This is a genomic window from Vibrio sp. ED004 (assembly GCF_023206395.1).
Lineage (GTDB): Bacteria > Pseudomonadota > Gammaproteobacteria > Enterobacterales > Vibrionaceae > Vibrio.
Genome location: NZ_CP066149.1, coordinates 3,459,142 through 3,477,117 on the forward strand (window position 1 = coordinate 3,459,142; position 17,976 = coordinate 3,477,117).

Genomic DNA, 17,976 nt, shown 5'->3' on the forward strand with positions numbered 1-17,976 from the left:
ATGAAGATTTTAAGCCTAGAATTTGAAAACCTTAACTCTTTGAAAGGTCGTTGGAAGCTCGACTTTACCCAATCACCGTTTGCAGAAAATGGTCTGTTTGCCATTACAGGTCCAACCGGGGCGGGCAAAACCACCATTCTTGACGCGATCTGTTTAGCGTTATTCCACCGAACGCCGCGTTTGAAGAGTATTGCGAAAGGGAATAACGAACTGATGACGCGCGGTACTGGCGAATGTTTTGCTGAACTTGAATTCGAAGTTCAAGGTAAAACCTACCGTTCTAACTTCCATCAAAAAACGTGCCCGAGGTAAACACGATGGTGCATTGCAAACACCGACTTGTGAATTTGCGGATGCCGACACCGATAAAGTCTTAGAAACCATGTTAACCAAGAAGACCAAGCTGGTTGAGCAGGTAACGGGTTTGGACTTTTCACGCTTTACTAAATCGATCATGTTGTCTCAAGGCGAATTTGCTGCATTCCTCAATGCCAATGCAAATGATCGTGCCGAGCTGTTAGAAGAGCTAACGGGTACCGAAGTTTATAGCCTGATTTCAGAGCGTATTTACGATCACTTTAAATCGAGTGAAGAAGCACTGAATCACCTGAAAGCGAAAGCCGAGGGTGTGAGCTTATTGTCTGAAGAGCAAATCCAAGAGCTTACAACGGAACGAGAAACCCTTGAAGCCGAACAAAAGCGTTTCGCCGAGCAACTCAAGGAGTGGCAAGCCCACCTGAGTTGGTGGAAAGACGTGACCAAAGCGCAACACACTATTGCGACGAGCGAGCACGACTTAAAAACTGCGCAGGATGAATTGCAACATAACCAAGCATCGTTGGCACGCTTGGCAAATAGCGAACCAGCTGAAAAACTGCGCCCGCTGCATAAAGATTTAAAGCGTTGCGAGCAAGAGGTAAGTACCACTCAAGCTAACCTAAATAACAGCACTAAATTACTGGCAGTTCGTGACGCGGAGAAACAAGACGCACAAGCTAAGCTGACGCAAAGCAGCGACGCTGTTCAGAAGATAAAAACTGAACAACAAGATCAAGAGAAGATCATTGAGCAGGTTCGTCCGCTAGATAACCAAATTGCAGTGCTTAAAGACAAGCAATCTGCTGCAGTTAATTCAGCGAATGTACTCAATGAACAACACTCGCAGCAGCGCAATCATCAGCTTGTATTAACGAAGCAGATCGATGAGTTGAAACAGCAAGAAAAGCTCAGCTCTGATTACTTAACAGCCCACCAAGCCGACCAACAGTTAGAAAAATACCTAGGCCAGTGGCAAGCCAAGGTAGAGCAAGTTCGCGCTTTAGAGCGTCAGCATTCAGAACAGTTGAACTCGGCTAAGCAAGCTTTATCGGCTCTTGATACTCAGCAAGCGGTTATAAAAAGTGCGCAACAAGCCAAAGCAACACAAGATCAAACCTTAGCTGAATTGGTTGTGACAGAAAACAATACCAAGCAGCAATGGGAAGACTTGCAAGGCAATACCAGTGAACAAGTGTTACATACTCAAAAAGAGTTGTTGGAGTTTTGGAATCGCAACACGCACTCGTTACTGGACATTAATCGTAGTTTTTAAACGCTCAGCAACAGCTTGGGGCTAAAACTCAAGCGCATCAAATTAATACTCAGCAAGCTGATAAGCTTTCGAAAGAAACGCGAAGTGCTAGTCGAGCGATACAAAGAGAAAGAGACATCGCTTGAACGCTTAACCTTGTTGATCGCGCAAGAAGGGGAACTGGCAAAATACCGAGCAGCTTTAGAATCTGGATCTGAATGCCCATTGTGTGGCTCAACAGATCATTCGATAGAACAATCGCAAGACATTGCAAACTTGGTTGCCCAACAAGAGCGTGAAAAGCATGAGTTAGCAATTATCAAGAAAGACGGTCAAGAGCATCGCCAAAAGCTAGATTCTCTTGCTCCTATGATTACTGCGCTCAACGATGATATTCAGCGCGCTCAAGCGGACATTCAACAAGCTCAATTGAACTGGCAAGGCATAATTGGCAAGCTTCAACAGAGTTTGTCTGATTTCCCTAACACAGCTCCAGAGTTGGCATTGTTAACGGTTAACGATTTAGGTAACGAAGCTGCAGTGATGACGTTTGCAGAGCAATGTGAGCTTCAACTCAATCAAACCTTGCTCCAGTTGAAAGCACTCGTCGATGCTAAAACTTTGTTTTCTGAAGCTGAGAAACAGCGTTTATCGGCGAGAATGACGGCAGACAAAGCGCAAGCAAACCTAGAACTGGCCGAGCAACGCTTAGAGGATCTCAACAAGCAAAACCAAAGTGTAAACGAACAGATAAACCACACGGCTCAACAGAAAGATCAACAATGGAGCTCGCTAAAAGAGAGTATTTTGAAACCTCTATCGAAGCGCCTGAACTTGAACACATTGACGCTTGGTTCGCTGAAAAGCTCCAAGCATCAAACACATGGATGCAAACAAAACAACAACACGCCGAACTAGAGAAGCAACTGATTACTCAATGTGCAGAGCAAAAAACGTTGGATGACAAGCTAAGCAGTGTGCAGAAAGAGCTCGATACGTTAAATAAAGAGAGCGGATCGTTAGCGGCGGAATTGGCTCGCATCGGCTCGGAAAGGGTGCAATTGTTTGGTGAGAAAGACATTCAAACTGCCAGCAATGCGATGAAGCAGAAAGTGGCGGATGCGGTCACTGCATTTGATGCTGCTCAGGTGGTTGTTAACCGCTGTGAACTGGAACATCGAACCGAGCAAACGAAACATACTGGTTTCTCTGATGAATTGGTGAGTAAGCAATCAAGCCACACGCAAGCAACGACTGCTTGGGTCGAAGCTTTACAAGCGAGCCCATTCGAAGCTGAAGTTGATTTTGAAGCCGCATTGTTAGACGAAGAAGTTCGTACCCAACTGCAAAACCTTAAGAAGTCGTTAGACGAGGCAATTGTTAGTGCGCAAGCAAGGTTAAACACCGCTAAAGCAGCCCAAGTGGAGCTACAAAACCACGACAATGCGCAAACATGGCAAGAGCAAGATCAACAGCAAGTAGAAGAAGCAACGACGGAATGCCAAAACGCGCAACAAAGTCATGCGACGAAGATCGGTGCGATTTCTGCCAACCTTGAAACGGATCGTCAGAATCGCAGTAACCAGCAAGACTTGTTCAAACAGATTTCTGATCAGCAAGTCGAATTTGATGATATCTCTCGTCTGAATTCGTTAATTGGTTCTAAGAATGGTGACAAGTTCCGTAAGTTTGCACAGGGGCTGACTCTGGAAAACTTGGTCTATTTGGCGAACAAGCAACTTCAGCGTTTGCACGGTCGTTATGAGTTAAAACGTAAAGCCGACGATGGCTTAGAGCTGCAGGTATTGGATACGTGGCAGGGCGATGTGATGCGAGATACCAAAACTCTGTCAGGCGGCGAAAGCTTCTTGGTGAGTTTGGCGTTGGCATTAGCACTTTCTGATCTTGTGAGTTACAAAACCAGTATTGATTCTCTGTTCTTGGATGAAGGGTTTGGTACGCTTGATAGCGACATTAGACATCGCACTGAATGCGCTCGATAACCTGAATGCGTCAGGCAAGATGATTGGCGTGATCAGCCACGTTGAGGCACTCAAAGAGCGAGTGCCAGTTCAATTGAAAGTGACAAAGCACTCTGGCCTTGGTGTCAGTGAGATGGAGAAGCAGTACAAAGTTGTCGCGTAGATTTCCATGTGACTGGTGCTTGATATTGGAAGCATAGCCAGTTGAACCGAAATGGATTCAGTTGTGGTAAAAGCAGATCCCCGACTCAGTCGTTCCTCCTTCTCGAGGATGACGGAGTCGGGAATTGTCATCAATCACTCTGTCGTTATTCCATAAAGTGAGGAACGAGCGTAATAGGAAATCTAGGTTTGTTGGTATTACCTCCGCTATTCCCTAAAGTGAGGAACGAGCGTAATAGGGAATCGAGCTTTGTTCGTATTACTTTCGTTATTCCCCAAAGTGAGGAACACACGTAATAGAGAATCTAGGTTTGTTCGTGTTACTTCCGTCATTCCCTAAAGCGAGGAACGAGCGTAATAGGAATCTAGGTTTGTTCGTGTTACTTCAGTCATTCCCCAAAGTGAGGAACGTATATGGACTCCCCCTAGTATTGCAAGGAAACGAGTAAAGGTACGCAAGTGCACGTATATTCGGTTTCTTTATGGGAGCTACCCCGAACCTCTATGGCTTAATCCACTCAGCAAAAGTTCTTATCGAGCGTGTGGTGTATTATCACCTTCGTCCCTCTCAGAGTTTCTCTTGCTTGCTATGCTCACTCTTTACCATAATTTACTTGCTTACATGGGGATTGATGTCTCCCCTTAACCTTATAAAATCAATTGTTAAGCGAGTAACGTTTCATTATAAGATCGATTGCTCTTCAGCATGGCACAAGCCATTCTGATCGTTTTGTTAGCAAGGGCGACAACTACTTGGTTAAACGACTTTCTTTCTAACAAGTTTCGTATCCAGCAACTTAAGCGATCTTCTTTATCTCGTATATTCGCTACCACTGCTCTTGCTCCATGAACGACAAGAGAGCGTAAGGTTTTATCACCTGATTTACTTATTCCGTGGTTTTTGTTCTTACCACCACTGCCAGTATGAGCCGGAACTAAACCTAAGCTCGCACTAGCCCCTCGCCCATTTCTATAGGCCGAAGCGTCACCTAGGCGGGAAAAATGGCACTTGCAATCACCCAACGTACACCTCGTAAAGTGATTAATAACTGGCAAGCGGGTATTTGCTTTGCAAAGTCTATAAGTTGCGATTCAACTCTCTCGATAGGCTCATCAAGACTTAGTAGCTGAGCATGTAATTCTCGGAGAACGAATCGAGTTGTCAGTGTTAATTCATTCTCTGCATCTTCGATAACGAGAGGGAGCAGTTCTCGCAGTTTATTGGCTCCTTGTGGGAAGGTAATTCCACATTCCGCTGCATAGCCACGGATCCGTAGACTTACTGCTGTGCGTTGTTTTATATAGCTTTGTCTTAAACTCAGCAGCATAGCGATATCTTGCTGCTCAGGTGTTTTACTGGTACCGCATGAATATCGGAGCGTAAGGAAGCTTCGTAAATCGCGATAGCATCATTAGCATCGTTCTTATTACCACAGCGATATGGCTTCACTTTTTGGGGAGGTATCATTTTGACGGTATGACCACGGCTTTGAAACGTTCGTCCCCAATAATGAGATGCCGCACAGGCCTCTATGCAAATGGTCGCGCCAGGTGTTGGCTGATGACCGTTAGCATTTTCTTTTTAGACATAGCTTGGTTCAACTTACGCTTTCCATGGCGGTTAAATACCGCGACTTGAAAGACGGATTTGGCTAAATCAATCGAGATTGTGTTAAATTTATTCATAGTATGGGCTCCTGTTTTGGTTCGCACCTGTAACTTTAGCTGACACTGTCAGTTAAGGTGGGGAGTCCATACCATTGAGTGTAGTAGAGAATCTATGTTTGTTGTTATTACTTTCGTCATTCCCTAAAGCGAGGGACGAGCGTAATAGGGAATCTCGCTGTTTAGCATGTTGAATGAGAGCGCTACACAGAAGGAGCCGCGCATGCACAAGAAACCACATCTCCCAACGAAGACATGTCCTGTTTGCAACAAATCTTTCTCGTGGCGTAAAAGTGGCAGCGTTGCTGGGATGAAGTTATCTATTGCTCTGAACGTTGCCGTCGTCATAAATCTAAGCCTTCATAACATCCTTCCACATAGAATCCTACTTTCGTAACTCCAAATTGAAGAACTCCTTTCGTTTCTGATTCATTTAATAAGTCTTTAATCGCTTATCCCTTCATTTCTTAAGTTTATATTTCTATCTGTAAGATAAGTGATGTATAAAGGCGGCATGAAGATACCTAAAAGAATACAGCCTTTAGTTGACGATGGTTTAGTCGACGAGGTGACAAGCCAACTTATGAGTGGCAAAGAAGCATCGGTGTACATTGTACGCTGCGGCGATACGATCCGTTGTGCCAAGGTATATAAGGAAATTAGCCAGCGTAGCTTTAAAAAGCGATAGCATACCGAGAAGGCCGAAAGGTGCGTAATAGCCGCCGAGCGCGAGCTATGGAAAAGGGCTCTGGTTTTGGTCGCGAGCAACAAGAGAAGGTGTGGCAAAGCGCTGAAGTGGATGCTCTATATAAGCTAGCCGAAGCGGGCGTTCGTGTGCCTGTTCCTTATGGCTGCTTTGACGGCGTATTGCTGATGGAATTGGTTACGGACGACGAAGGTTACGTTGCCCCAAGACTAAATGATGTGGTGATGTCTCCAGAGCAAGCTATTGAACACCACGCAGTGATGATGACTTACGTGGTTAAGATGTTGTGTGTCGGTTTGATCCATGGTGACTTGTCTGAATTCAACGTATTAGTTGACGAATACGGTCCAGTGATTATCGATCTACCACAAGCAGTTGATGCTTCGGCGAATAACAATGCTGAATGGATGCTGACTCGTGATATCAATAACATTCGTGATTATTACGCACAGTTTGCACCTGAATTAGCAAAAACTGAGTATGCCAAGGAAATGTGGGCGCTCTACGAAAAGGCGACCTTAAGCCAGACAGCAAGTTAACTGGCGAGTTTACAGAAAGTGATGCTTTGGCAGACATCGATGCGATTATGCATGAGATAGACGCGGCCAGAATTGAAGAGCAACACCGACGTGAACGTGCTAAGGAAGAGAAAGACGGAGTGGACGAGAGTAAGTTTAATTGGGCTGAGTCTTAAGCCTTTGAATTATTATCTGCTTTAAATCAGCACTTCCTCAAACCAAATAACCCAACAGAGCATCCACTCGGTTGGGTTTTCTTTTATTCGTTCTTACCAAGTCAGTTGTTCACCATCGTATGCGTAAAAATGTCCGGTTTGTTCAGGCGTCGCAGTGCGAATAATATCGACCAATTGATGGGCGACATAACTCGATTCAAACAGCTTTCCTTGAGGCACATTATTTTGAAAAGGCTTAGATAGAGCGGTATCGGTTGTGCCAGGTGCAGTGCTAACACCGTGCCTTTTTGAGTGTTCGTAGCCATTCAATCGACATAGTTTTGATGAACATGTTAAGCGCGGCTTTGGATGAACGATAGCTATACCAACCGCCTAATCTGTTATCTGAAATGCTGCCTACCTTAGCTGATACCACGGCAAATTTTGGATTGTCGCTGGCTTTAAGGATTGAGTGAAGTGCTTAGCCAATATCAAGCTAGGTAGGGTATTGACGGAGATGTTTTTCAAGAAGAACTCTGGGTCGATAGACGACAGATTCTTTTCTGGCCCTAAGTCTGGCGTATGCAGCATACCGACGCAGTTAATTAACCAATCTAATCTTTCGAATTGAGTGCTGAGCTCTTTTATATCGACTTCGCTAGTCGCATCGACTTGGTGCCAATGTAGACGGTGATCTTCTGGTTCAGGTTGTTGCGAGTGATAAGTGGCGTCGACATGCACATCGAGAAAATCAAAGCGAGACAGCTCAGACAATAGGTGCTTAACCACGGCAAAACCGATGCCGCCGCTACCACCTATAACCAATATGTGTAATCTGAGTTGCTCCACCATTATAAGTCCTCCAAGTTAGTCATTCGTTGTTCTGCGGTATCAAGTATTGTTTGCTGATCGTGTTCGTCCATATTGTCCCAAGAGCGATACAGCATCCCCATTCGAGGGTTTCGATTTAATGCTTCACGGTGTTGATTCATAAAACGCCAGTACAAGCTATTGAATGGACACGAGCGTTCACCACTACGTTCTTTAATCTGATAATGGCAGCCTTTGCAGTAGTCACTCATGCGATTAATGTACGAACCGCTGGCAGAGTATGGTTTGGTTCCTACGATCCCGCCATCCGCAAACAGTGCCATACCTCGCGTATTTGGCATTTCGACCCATTCAATGGCATCAACGTAAATGCCAAGGTACCAACTGTCGACTTGGTCGGGTGCGATGCCCGTGATTAAGCAGAAGTTGCCCGTGACCATGAGCCTTTGAATATGATGCGCGTAAGCAAACTCCAATGACTGACCAATCGCGTGCTTCATGCAGTTCATTTTGGTTTGACCATCCCAGAAGTAATGAGGCAATTGACGATCGGCGTCGTAGTGGTTTTTGTTGGCGTACGCAGGCATGTTCGCCCAATACACCGCACGTATGTATTCACGCCACCCCAGAACTTGACGTACGAAACCTTCGACCTGTGCAATATCGATAGTTGGAGTGTTTGACTTAGAAGAAGCTTGGTAGGCGGAAAGTGCCGCATCAATGACTTCTTTGGGGCTAAGAAGTTTGCTGTTCAATGAGAACGAAATACGGCTGTGATACAAGCTCCATTTAGAGTCGTGTTCTGTGGTCATCGCGTCTTGAAAGTGTCCAAACAGCGGCAAACAGACTTGGCAGAAGTGGGCGAGCAGAGACAAGCTTTGCGCGCGATTGACTGGCCATAATAACTGGTTACCAACTGTCCCTATGGTTTCTACTTGATGGCGTTCGATCCTTTCTAAAATAGATGATATATCGTTCGCAAACATCAAAGGCTGTGGCAGGTTATCAATGTCTTGCTTCTTAAGCTTCTTACGGTTATTTGCGTCGTAGTTCCATTTACCACCGACCGGCTTTCCGTCTTCTAATAGAATGTTGAAACGCTTTCTCATTCGACGATAGAAGTGTTCCATCATGATGTGTTTGTCTTTCGGAAACTGCTGTTCAATTTCGTCAAACGGGAAGAGGAAGTGCTCTGAATCGCAGCAACCTTTGATCGCTTTGGGCAACTTGAGCTGGTTCAACTGCTGTAATAGGCGGTATTCGTCGGCCTTTGGTATTCGAACTTTTCAGCGTCAAACTCATGTGTGTAATGCTGTAGCAATGCATCGAGGTTGTTGAATTGTGCCGTGTCATCCAAGGTTAGGTGTAATACTTGATGGCCGCGTTGTGTCGGTTCCTCAGCGAAGTAGCCCAAAGCAGAGAAGAACGCAGCGACTTTCTGTACGTGTGACGCTACGTAGTCGGTTTCTTGTTTCAATTCGGCGATGAGGTAAATCACTTCATCGCTAACATGATCAAACCAAGAGTGCTCAATGTTGAGCTGGTCACCCAAGAGAAGGCGCACGGTTTTGTATTTCATATTACGTCCTGGTATCTAGGTGTGGCTGAAGCTTCGTCTTCACGGTGCCATTTGTTTATAAATGTATGCTCCGGGTCATACGTCTCTGTCTGCTTAACTAAGTCGAAATGGCGTGATTTAGGTTGCGCTTGATTGGCACCGTCTTTCTTGTTGGCCTGACTGTTTGTTTGAGAGTTGAGCGCCCCAGCAATATACGCCCAGTTACCCCAGTTTGAAGCTACGTCATAGTCGATGAGCTGGCTCTCGAAGTAAGCTGCACCATGTCGCCAATCGATCCCTAATTCATAAATCAAGCAGCTCGCGACAAGCTGTCTTCCTCGATTAGACATATAACCTGTGGCGTTAAGCTGGCGCATACAGGCATCGACAATTGGGTAGTTGGTGTTGCCACTTTTCCATTTGGCGAAGCAGAGGTTCGATGATGTTGAAGCGTGTTGATTATCGAGTTCATTGTTTGTGCCAAACAGTGACGAGCCGAGCGATAAGCCTTTCCAATAGAAGTACTCACGCCATAACAACTCAAAGTAGATCCAATAAGTCGAGTCGTTCGCTCCGTGTTGTGCTTCAAACTGTTTTAAGTGGCGGTAGATTGTTTTCGGAGAAACACAGCCAAGTGCCAACCAAGGCGAGAATTTGGTTGAGTTTTCGATTCCATCAAACGCATTCCGTGTCTGTTTGTAAGAGCGGGCATAGCTCTGTGAAAAGTAGTGCTTTAAATGAACCAAACCGGCTGTTTCGCCGCCTAGATATACCGAAGAGAGGACTCTCAGTTAAGGCCTCAGACTCGTCAAGTAGAGATGTGGGAGTTGGTGGAAGTTGGGAAATGACCGTTTCAGGAGTATCAATATCCGTGTGCTCAACTTGCATTCTGAACTTGGTAAACGAACGTGGAAGCTTTGATAACTCAAACGGCAGTTCACCTTGCTCAAACAAAGTAGTGTGGTGCGACAAACTCGATATCAAATTTGGGTGTTTGTTTAATAACTCGTTTGTGAGAGATTTCTCGTCATAACCACAATGTGCGCTTGCGAAAAAGTGTGTGACGTTTTGTGAAGCAATAATATGACTGAGTGTTGGAACGCTTGTATTTAGCTCCAGTAGATTCTGACTTAAACGAATGAATTTTTGTCCAAGGCCTTCTAAATTCGCTGCAAGATTGCCTATTGACTGCGAAATGAAATCACGACGATGGGAACCGTATTCAAGCTCTTGGGCGAAGTCTGCGGAGAATTGAGACAGGCTTGGTTCGACGATCACGCAGATGAGTTCATCGACACTCTGTGCTGCATGATGGAGTAACAGATTGTCTTTGATTCTTAAGTCATTTGTAAACAGATAGAGGCCAATCTTTTTCATTGCTTACACTCGTTATTTTTTAATTATTAGACGCTTACGAGTTGATAGGCTGACAAGATCACAAATGATTTCAGCGAGTGAATGATAGTTAGATTGAGTTTAAGAAGGTGATTTAATAGGGGAGGCTCAGCCAACCAATAATACCGATAGAGGTTGGCAAGACAGGATATTTCTAGGAGGGCGTTAAAGCCTCTATTCCATAGAACCGACTAGAATATCGATAGGAGAGGTGTCGATGATCTGTTTCGAATGGGAAATAAGTTTATGCCAAAAATCATGGTGGTGACCACACATCAATAGGTCGACGTTGTTTGCTTCGATGGTATTTTTGAGTTTATCGTTCAAATCGCCCGTACCCACGAAAATATGCTTGATAGGTGCTTTGCATAAGCCTCAAACTCTTTCAGGTGATTAACTGCATCTTCATTGATGGGTAAATCACCGTCGTTCCCTTGAATATCAACGAGTTCAGGATAAATTTCACCATGGGTACCGTCGATATAAACAAACGAAATACCCGCATCGAGTTTATCGGCGAAGAAAGCCGCTCTATCAATAAGTACTTTGGTGTCTTCAGATAGTTCAACGGCGACTAGAATATGTCGGTATTCCATAATTTAAGCCTTTTATTGTGGGTTATGTATCAAGCATAGTTTTTGTTGGCGCAAATGATATCGAAGAGGTCTCATATTGCGCAAAATCATCATTCAAAGATCTTCTAAGTACCCTCGTATCTATATCGCTTTGATTGATAAGAAATTTACAAAAGGTTGTTATAGTGGTTCGAGCGTTAGCTTATGCTAGTAGATAGGCTCGACAGTCCAACGCGCCATTAACGAAGAGGCATCAATGACAGCATTACTTACCATTCCCACTCGAACACTTGGCTTTGATTACGATATTGAGATCAGTGATTGGTCGCAAAAGCTCGTGGGCTTTCATGTGTTCGAAGATGGTAGACGCCCGCTTGATGGTGGCATTGGGTTAAGTCTCAATCTTGTGGAGCAGTTTGATGTTAATGGTCGCTGGTTAGAATCCTTGCCAGCTCGTTATCGTGAAATCACAGATGACTTTCCAGAGTATCAGTATCAAATGCTATGGTTGGCTGCGAACACCTATGAAGCGGCACAACTGCTTGAATTAAGGCCCGTTATCTTGGCGATGATTTGCATGAAATACAGTGTCGATAATCAGAAAGCATTAGAGCTGAGCCGTTTAGGACAAAAGAAGATCTTAGCCAAGTTGGGTTTAGACAGCAGCAAAGCGACGCTGAAATTTATCGATAAGCTAGAGCTGCACTACAACGTTGGTGACGAGCTCGACCACATCGTTCGAATCCTTGAGCCATTACAAAGGCGCGTTTCTTAAGTTTAAGCACTACTCAAAGGTCGGCTACACAGCACTGCGTTTGGACCAAGTACATCCATTTTTGACAGGCAGTCGACTCGGTATTGCGATGGTTGAAGAGGGCAGGCTCAATGCTCCATCGAAGATGGCGATGTTCCAAGATGCAATTTTGTTAGGGCAGGATTTAGAAATTGATGATCCTCTGCGCTCGATTACCAGCCAAAACTCATTCGCGATGTTTGAACAGCTTCATGATAGATGGACGGAACAGCGTCAACTGCGTCGTCTAGAAGGCAGTCGCCCATTAGACATGGATATTCCTTATCCTGTGCCTCTACTTGGTAATGACAACATCCACCCAATTACCGATTACTACGACCTCGAGAAAGAGGGTATCGAGCAAAAACACTGTATAGGCGTGTACCATAATAGAATCATGAGTGATCGCTATGTGGTGTTTAGAGTGTTGAAACCTCAGCGTTTGACCATAGGCTTGCGCCGTGTTCCTAGCAAAGTATTTCCGTTTGAAATTGACCAAATCTGTGGCAAAGGAATGCACCGCCGTCTGAATCTGCTCTGCAAGTTATCCATGATTGGTTAGAAACGAGCAAGCAAAAGTATCCGAAGTATCGTCGTGAATAAGTTATCGTCGTGAAGTTGAAGGAAAATCAGTATGTATCAGCAAGGCGATTTATGTCCTCATTGTGGTTTGATTATTGTTATGCCAACTGACTTACAAACCGAATGCTTAGGCTGTGGAGAAGAGATTAATCAAGAACCAGACGATGAACATTATGAGGAAGAAGAGTAGTGATATTCGTCTTCTATCCCTACATCAAAAGTCATGATCTACAGCCCTATTTATCCAGTATTTGAAAAGGAATTTTGAATGCAGAAAGTCGTCTTCAGACAATGTGACCAACACTCACCACACTGGCGACAGCTCGAACGTCTTTTTCAAAGCGAATGGGCGGACTTTGAGTTTAAAACGGCCTATCCAGAGCAATCAACCCCGACAATATTCAATTGCCACCAGTACTCGTAGTGCTTCGCGAAAATGTCGTGATTGGCGGTTTGGCGTATTCCCATTTTCAAGAACCTCATAAAGTGAGGGATGTAGTATGGATCAATGCCGTTTATGTGGATGAGGAATGGCGCGGTCAAGGCATTGCGAGTGAGTTGATCAAGCGTGCGGTCGAGCAAATGCCAGGCTTCTATCAGTCTGCAGCGTCGCAAGATTCAACGTCTGATCTTTACGCCTACACTAATATTCCGTCTTTGTATCTCTCCCTTGGTTGGTCAACCGTCGATATAGAAACCGATCCCGACCATCATGTGATGAGCATTCCTATTTAAGTTGGTTAATCAGCGCAATCGTTATTTATCAAGTTGGCAATAACACACGGTTAAATACGCTTGCTGTTGTTCTAAGTACCTGTACTGGCAGGTTATTGCCCTTAAATCACTTCTTGCTACACTGTCACTTATGATGTCGTGAGTTTGCAAAATGACTTGTTGTGATAATGCAAATTTAACACCGACTTTGTCTATCGCGATCAGTGTTGCAGAGCCAAAATCCAAGCTGTTAGTCACAAATCGACCCAACGCTTTATAGATGGCTTCCTTAGCCGAAAATAGTAATGTCACAGCTTCTGAATAAGTCATCCCAAACTTCAGCATAAGCTCTATCTCATCAACGTTTGCCACCATGTTTCCGATATCACGACATACGTCATTTGTTATTGAGTGTTGAATATCAATCCCGATGCTTTCTCTGTTTGAATTGCGAGAAGGTAAAACCGCGATACAAGCCAAGTCTTCACTGTGGGAAATTGAACCCGCAACACCTGAAGGCAACGTTGGGCTTCGGGCAATGTTTGGCTCAAGCCTCTGATGCGCGAAGCCCAGTTGTTGTAACTCCTTTGCGACCAAATAACGCCCTGCAAAGTATTCGGCCTTCCTTTTGTCGACCGAATGAGTAATTGCGATGGGGCAGTACACGTTAGTTATATCAAATAGCTTGTCATTGAAGTGCCGTTTATCAAACTGCGCGATATGGATATCAATCTTTTATCATTGAAGCCCAAGCCTGTTGTAAAACAGAATTCATCGACCATAAACGGATGATCCAGTGGTAATGGGTGAAAGGTGCTGTTCTTCATTGGCTTAACCATTTTGCAACAAGGTGAATAATCCGTAACAAGCGTATGTGATTCATCGTAAGAACGCTAACCCTTTAAATTATAGGGAAAAAGCTCGTATGGCATATAGTTTAATCTAAATGAAAATCGTTTGCATTTGAATTTTTGCAAGTGTATAAAAGCGTGTCTGTTAATGATTTTATGAATATGTTCGTATTTCATTAATTTTTAGTGAATGATGTGTTTTAAGGTTGAAGATATGCTCGAAGCAAAGGGACTCGGTTTTAGCGTAGGGGATAAACAATTGCTCAAGACATTTGATGTGTCGTTTGAGCAAGGAAAAATTTACGCTTTAGTTGGGCACAACGGCTCCGGGAAGTCGACCTTATTAAAGTTGCTCGCTAAGCAACAGCACGCCACTTCAGGTGATATTTTTCTTAAAGATAAACCTGTAGCTAAGTGGTCAGATAAAGATTTCGCTCAGCAAATTGCCTACTTACCACAACATTTACCCGCAACCGATAGTCTATCAGGCAAAGATCTTGTGAGCTTTGGTCGTTACCCTTGGCATGGCTTATTAGGCCGACTCTCAAGTAAAGATAAGCAATACGTTCAAGAGGCGATGCAACTCACCGACACTATCCAATACGCTGATCGTTTAGTCGATACTTTGTCGGGTGGTGAACGCCAGCGTGTGTGGCTTGCGATGCTGTTGGCTCAGCGCACCAAATACCTATTGCTCGATGAACCACTAGCAGCGCTCGATATTGGTCATCAGATTGAAATGCTGACATTGATTAAGCAATTGAGTGAAACGTTAGAGATCGGTGTGATCATCGTGATACACGATATCAACATGGCAGCGCGCTTTTGCGATCATATCATTGCCCTTCATAGCGGGGAGCTATTGGTCGAAGGCGTGGTTGATGAAGTGTTCAAAGAGTCGATATTGAAAGACATCTATGGTGTACCTATGCACATTACTCAGCACTCGGCGGGTTACCCAGTCGCAATGCCTGGTGATTTGGAGACAGCATGATGTTTAGCCGTTATCTTCAACCTAGCTTTGTTCGTATGAACATTAGGCACTCCGTTGTTTCGAGTCTTGTTTGTGCGAGCTTATTGGCTGTTATTCCCGTTTCCGCTACTGAAAAGACATGCTTGATGTTAGCGCAGCTCCAAGCCCGCGCTTAGTTTCGATTGATTGGACTCATACCGAAACGCTTTTGGCATTGGGTGTAACGCCAGTCGCCGTTGCTCAAATACCCGATTATAACTCATGGGTGAAATCCCCAGAGATTCCTCAAACCGTTGCGGATGTTGGCTTGCGAACGCAGCCGAACCTTGAACGTATTCATGAGCTTAAGCCAGATAAAATATTGCTCTCGCCGATGTTTTCTACGTTGGAAACTCAACTAAGCAAAATTGCGCCTGTCACGACGATTGGTTTGTACCGAAGTGGTGATGTGGATTGGTCAGCGTTAGAGCGCGTCACGCGACAATTAGCTGAGGTATCTGAAAAAGAGCCCCAAGCTGAAACTTTGATTGCACAGGCAAATGCAGAAATGGGTCGTTTAGGCACGCAGCTACCAAATAACGCGCCCGCTATGTTGATGGTGCAGTTCATGGACACTAACCACGTCCGCGTCTTTGGGAACAACAGTCTTTACAAAGCGTCAGTCAACAAGATTGGTCTTGAATCCGCGTGGAAAGGACAGACAAACGCTTGGGGATACAGTTTAGTCGGGGTCGACCAGCTGATCGGTGTTGATGGGCAAATTGTTATTATCTCTCCAATGCCTGCTGGAACAGAAGAGAGCCTGAAACAAAATCAGTTTTGGCAATACATAGTGAAGGAGTCGGGATATCCGGCGTTACAAGTTCCGCTGTTTGGAGTTTTGGGGCTATTCCTTCCGCCACACGCTTTGCTCGTTTTATTGTGTCTGAACTGAATCAGGGAGAAGTGAAATGAGAGCTCTCTCGTTTGGTGTTTTGACACTGTTAATGGTGTCTACGTTGGCACTCATCGGCCAACACTTATCTGTTTCTCAGTTTGGACTGAGTCGGCTATCGAGTTTGTGGAGTGCAGACTTTTCTTCTCCTGATTCAGTGAAACTGCATTTGGCGTGGTGGCCAAGGCTGTTTTCCACACTGTTGTCAGGTGCTGCGCTAGCCGTTGCGGGTGTGTTGATGCAGCAAGTGCTTAGAAACCCATTGGCATCGCCTTCGACTTTAGGTGTTGCGAGCGGTTCAAGCTTTGCCCTTATGTTGGCAACCTTGTATGCCCCTTGGCTTTTAGAGTGGTCGTATTCGTTGGTCGCCCTTATTGGTGGCATTTCTACGATTGGTTTGGTGTTCGCATTGTCGTGGCGACGTGCCTTATCTCCAACCGTGGTCATTGTTTCTGGCTTAGTGGTCAACCTCTATTTTGGTGCTGTCAGCACCGTCTTGTTGATGATGAACCAAGATAAGCTCAACGGTTTGATGATTTGGGGCGCAGGTTCACTCGTACAAAGCGGGTGGGAAGATGTCCAGTACTTAGCTCCGCGCTTGGTTATCGCAAGTCTTGCCGCGTTTCTGTTTGCAAAGCCACTAAGTTTGCTCCAGTTATCAGAGCAGGGTGCTAAGAGCTTAGGTGTTTCATTACCTAAATTGAGAGTCGCTTGTCTTGGATTAGCAGTATTACTTACAGCTTGGGTTGTTAGCGCTGTGGGTGTTATCGGGTTTGTCGGTTTAGCTGCGCCAGCATTAGCACGTTTAATGGGTGTGCACCGTTTAGTGCCTAAGTTATTGGTTTCGATGGTACTTGGTGGTTTGTTATTGAGCCTTACTGATCTCTTGATTCAACAGCTGCCGGGCATTATGTCGATGTTTATCCCAACAGGTGCAGCAACCGCAGCGTTGGGTGCGCCACTGTTGTTGTGGCTATTGCCTAAGTTATCAATGAAAAGCCAGTCACAAACCCAGACTGTCTTAACGCGTCATAAGGAAGTGGCATCACGTTTAAACAAACATGCCGTGGTGTTGGCGAGCCTAGCTATTGCTTTGTCGCTGGTGGTGTTCAGTTTATTTTCAGTACAGACAGAAGGTTGGCGCTGGTTATTTCAAACTCAAGATTGGGCGATGCTTGAATGGCGTTTACCTAGGTTAGCCGCAGCTGCATTGGCGGGTGGCATGTTGGCGGTCGCTGGCACGATCGCTCAACGCTTGAGTGGTAATCCAATGGCGAGTCCTGAAGTTATCGGTATCGGTTCGGGTACGGCGTTAGGGTTGATCATCGCGATCTTTGCCGGGCTTGGAAGTAGCGTTATTGGTTTATATGTTGGTGGATTCATTGGTGCGGTATGTACTTTGGGCATCATTGTATTGCTCAATCAGAAGTCTGGTTTCCAGCCTGAAAGAGTTTTGCTGACAGGTGTCGCGATAACGGCATTAATGAATGCAGTACAGAGCTTTGTTTTAGCGGGCGGCGATCCAAGAAGTTATCAAGTTTTGGCTTGGTTGGCAGGTTCAACGTATTACGTCACCGAAGCAACGCTTGTTCCGTTATTGATATCGTCGGTTGTATTTATCTCGTTAGGTTTTCTCTGTGCGCGATGGTTGGATGTATTGCCGCTAGGGCAGGCGAGCGCGCAATCTCTAGGCATCAACGTATCAAAATCTCGAATTCTGTTGTTGGTGCTGGTCGCGTGCTTAACCGTGAGTGCAACACTGGTGGTTGGCCCGTTGAGCTTCATTGGGTTGATGGCGCCGCACATGGCTAAGCTTTTCGGATATAGCCGTGCCAAAGAACACCTTATCTGCTCTTCGCTAATCGGTATGGCATTGATGTTGTTCTCAGATTGGCTTGGTAGGCAATGGCTTTACCCACAAGAAATTCCAGCAGGTTTAGTGGCTTCGATTATCGGAGGCATGTACCTGATGTGGGGGCTGAGAAGGCTTTAGTGGAATGATGTTGATGACA

The 17,976-nt window shown here is 45.1% G+C and carries 7 protein-coding genes and 10 pseudogenes; 9 read left to right on the top strand and 8 right to left on the bottom strand.

Annotated elements, in window-relative coordinates; all coding sequences use genetic code 11:
* A pseudogene (locus ITG10_RS15600) lies at positions 1 to 3,715 on the top strand (AAA family ATPase).
* Between the two features lie 662 nt (positions 3,716 to 4,377).
* Here the strand turns inward: ITG10_RS15600 and ITG10_RS15605 are convergent.
* The 3 genes from ITG10_RS15605 to ITG10_RS15615 form a co-directional block, all read right to left on the bottom strand.
* Positions 4,378 to 4,770, bottom strand: coding sequence for a transposase (locus ITG10_RS15605; protein ID WP_348983555.1), 393 nt, complete (start codon positions 4,768 to 4,770; stop codon positions 4,378 to 4,380).
* Positions 4,704 to 5,042: a hypothetical protein gene (locus ITG10_RS15610; protein ID WP_248386490.1), complete on the bottom strand. Its 339-nt coding sequence runs from the start codon at positions 5,040 to 5,042 to the stop codon at positions 4,704 to 4,706. The genes ITG10_RS15605 and ITG10_RS15610 overlap by 67 nt, the downstream gene beginning before the upstream one ends.
* 202 nt (positions 5,043 to 5,244) lie before the next feature.
* Positions 5,245 to 5,400 carry a hypothetical protein gene (locus tag ITG10_RS15615; RefSeq protein WP_248386491.1) on the bottom strand — a complete coding sequence of 52 codons (156 nt, stop codon included), beginning with the start codon at positions 5,398 to 5,400 and terminating at the stop codon, positions 5,245 to 5,247.
* 202 nt (positions 5,401 to 5,602) lie between these two features.
* On the opposite strand from ITG10_RS15615, the pseudogene ITG10_RS15620 reads away from it, so the two are divergent.
* Both ITG10_RS15620 and ITG10_RS15625 read left to right on the top strand, forming a co-directional pair.
* Positions 5,603 to 5,745: pseudogene (locus ITG10_RS15620) on the top strand (DUF2256 domain-containing protein).
* A gap of 148 nt (positions 5,746 to 5,893) precedes the next feature.
* Positions 5,894 to 6,779: pseudogene (locus ITG10_RS15625) on the top strand (PA4780 family RIO1-like protein kinase).
* Between the two features lie 93 nt (positions 6,780 to 6,872).
* Here ITG10_RS15625 and ITG10_RS15630 read toward each other — a convergent pair.
* From ITG10_RS15630 to ITG10_RS15645, 4 pseudogenes are all read right to left on the bottom strand, one after another.
* Positions 6,873 to 7,610, bottom strand: a pseudogene (locus tag ITG10_RS15630) (SDR family oxidoreductase).
* Positions 7,610 to 9,168: pseudogene (locus tag ITG10_RS15635) on the bottom strand (cryptochrome/photolyase family protein). The pseudogenes ITG10_RS15630 and ITG10_RS15635 overlap by 1 nt, the downstream one beginning before the upstream one ends.
* Positions 9,165 to 10,524: pseudogene (locus tag ITG10_RS15640) on the bottom strand (DASH family cryptochrome). Before ITG10_RS15640 ends, ITG10_RS15635 begins: the two co-directional pseudogenes overlap by 4 nt.
* 192 nt (positions 10,525 to 10,716) lie before the next feature.
* A pseudogene (locus ITG10_RS15645) lies at positions 10,717 to 11,138 on the bottom strand (universal stress protein).
* Between the two features lie 235 nt (positions 11,139 to 11,373).
* Between ITG10_RS15645 and ITG10_RS15650 the strand changes: the two are divergent.
* The 3 genes and pseudogenes from ITG10_RS15650 (at position 11,374) to ITG10_RS15660 (ending at position 13,227) form a co-directional block, all read left to right on the top strand.
* Positions 11,374 to 12,513: pseudogene (locus tag ITG10_RS15650) on the top strand (PcfJ domain-containing protein).
* Between the two features lie 31 nt (positions 12,514 to 12,544).
* The gene (locus ITG10_RS15655; RefSeq protein WP_017632936.1) at positions 12,545 to 12,682 is read left to right on the top strand and encodes a hypothetical protein; all 138 of its coding nucleotides are present in this window, start codon (positions 12,545 to 12,547) and stop codon (positions 12,680 to 12,682) included.
* A gap of 78 nt (positions 12,683 to 12,760) precedes the next feature.
* Positions 12,761 to 13,227, top strand: a pseudogene (locus ITG10_RS15660) (GNAT family N-acetyltransferase).
* A gap of 21 nt (positions 13,228 to 13,248) precedes the next feature.
* Here ITG10_RS15660 and ITG10_RS15665 read toward each other — a convergent pair.
* Positions 13,249 to 13,803, bottom strand: coding sequence for a 4'-phosphopantetheinyl transferase superfamily protein (locus tag ITG10_RS15665; RefSeq protein WP_248386492.1), 555 nt, complete (start codon positions 13,801 to 13,803; stop codon positions 13,249 to 13,251).
* A 468-nt stretch (positions 13,804 to 14,271) separates the two neighbouring features.
* Between ITG10_RS15665 and ITG10_RS15670 the strand changes: the two genes are divergently transcribed.
* The 3 genes and pseudogenes from ITG10_RS15670 (at position 14,272) to fhuB (ending at position 17,957) form a co-directional block, all read left to right on the top strand.
* Positions 14,272 to 15,051, top strand: a complete 780-nt coding sequence (locus ITG10_RS15670) for an ATP-binding cassette domain-containing protein (protein WP_026084455.1) — start codon at positions 14,272 to 14,274, stop codon at positions 15,049 to 15,051.
* Positions 15,048 to 15,984, top strand: a pseudogene (locus ITG10_RS15675) (ABC transporter substrate-binding protein). The gene ITG10_RS15670 and the pseudogene ITG10_RS15675 overlap by 4 nt, the downstream one beginning before the upstream one ends.
* Positions 15,981 to 17,957, top strand: coding sequence for a Fe(3+)-hydroxamate ABC transporter permease FhuB (fhuB, locus tag ITG10_RS15680; RefSeq protein WP_248386493.1), 1,977 nt, complete (start codon positions 15,981 to 15,983; stop codon positions 17,955 to 17,957). The pseudogene ITG10_RS15675 and the gene fhuB overlap by 4 nt, the downstream one beginning before the upstream one ends.
* The last annotated feature ends 19 nt before the right edge of the window (positions 17,958 to 17,976 follow it).

What these genes read in the sequence shown, in the direction of transcription:
- ITG10_RS15670 (WP_026084455.1), top strand. Translation starts at nt 14,272, where the DNA reads ATGCTCGAAGCAAAGGGACTCGGTTTTAGCGTAGGGGATAAACAATTG.
- ITG10_RS15610 (WP_248386490.1), bottom strand. Translation starts at nt 5,042, where the DNA reads ATGCTGCTGAGTTTAAGACAAAGCTATATAAAACAACGCACAGCAGTA.
- fhuB (WP_248386493.1), top strand. Translation starts at nt 15,981, where the DNA reads ATGAGAGCTCTCTCGTTTGGTGTTTTGACACTGTTAATGGTGTCTACG.
- ITG10_RS15655 (WP_017632936.1), top strand. Translation starts at nt 12,545, where the DNA reads ATGTATCAGCAAGGCGATTTATGTCCTCATTGTGGTTTGATTATTGTT.
- ITG10_RS15615 (WP_248386491.1), bottom strand. Translation starts at nt 5,400, where the DNA reads ATGAATAAATTTAACACAATCTCGATTGATTTAGCCAAATCCGTCTTT.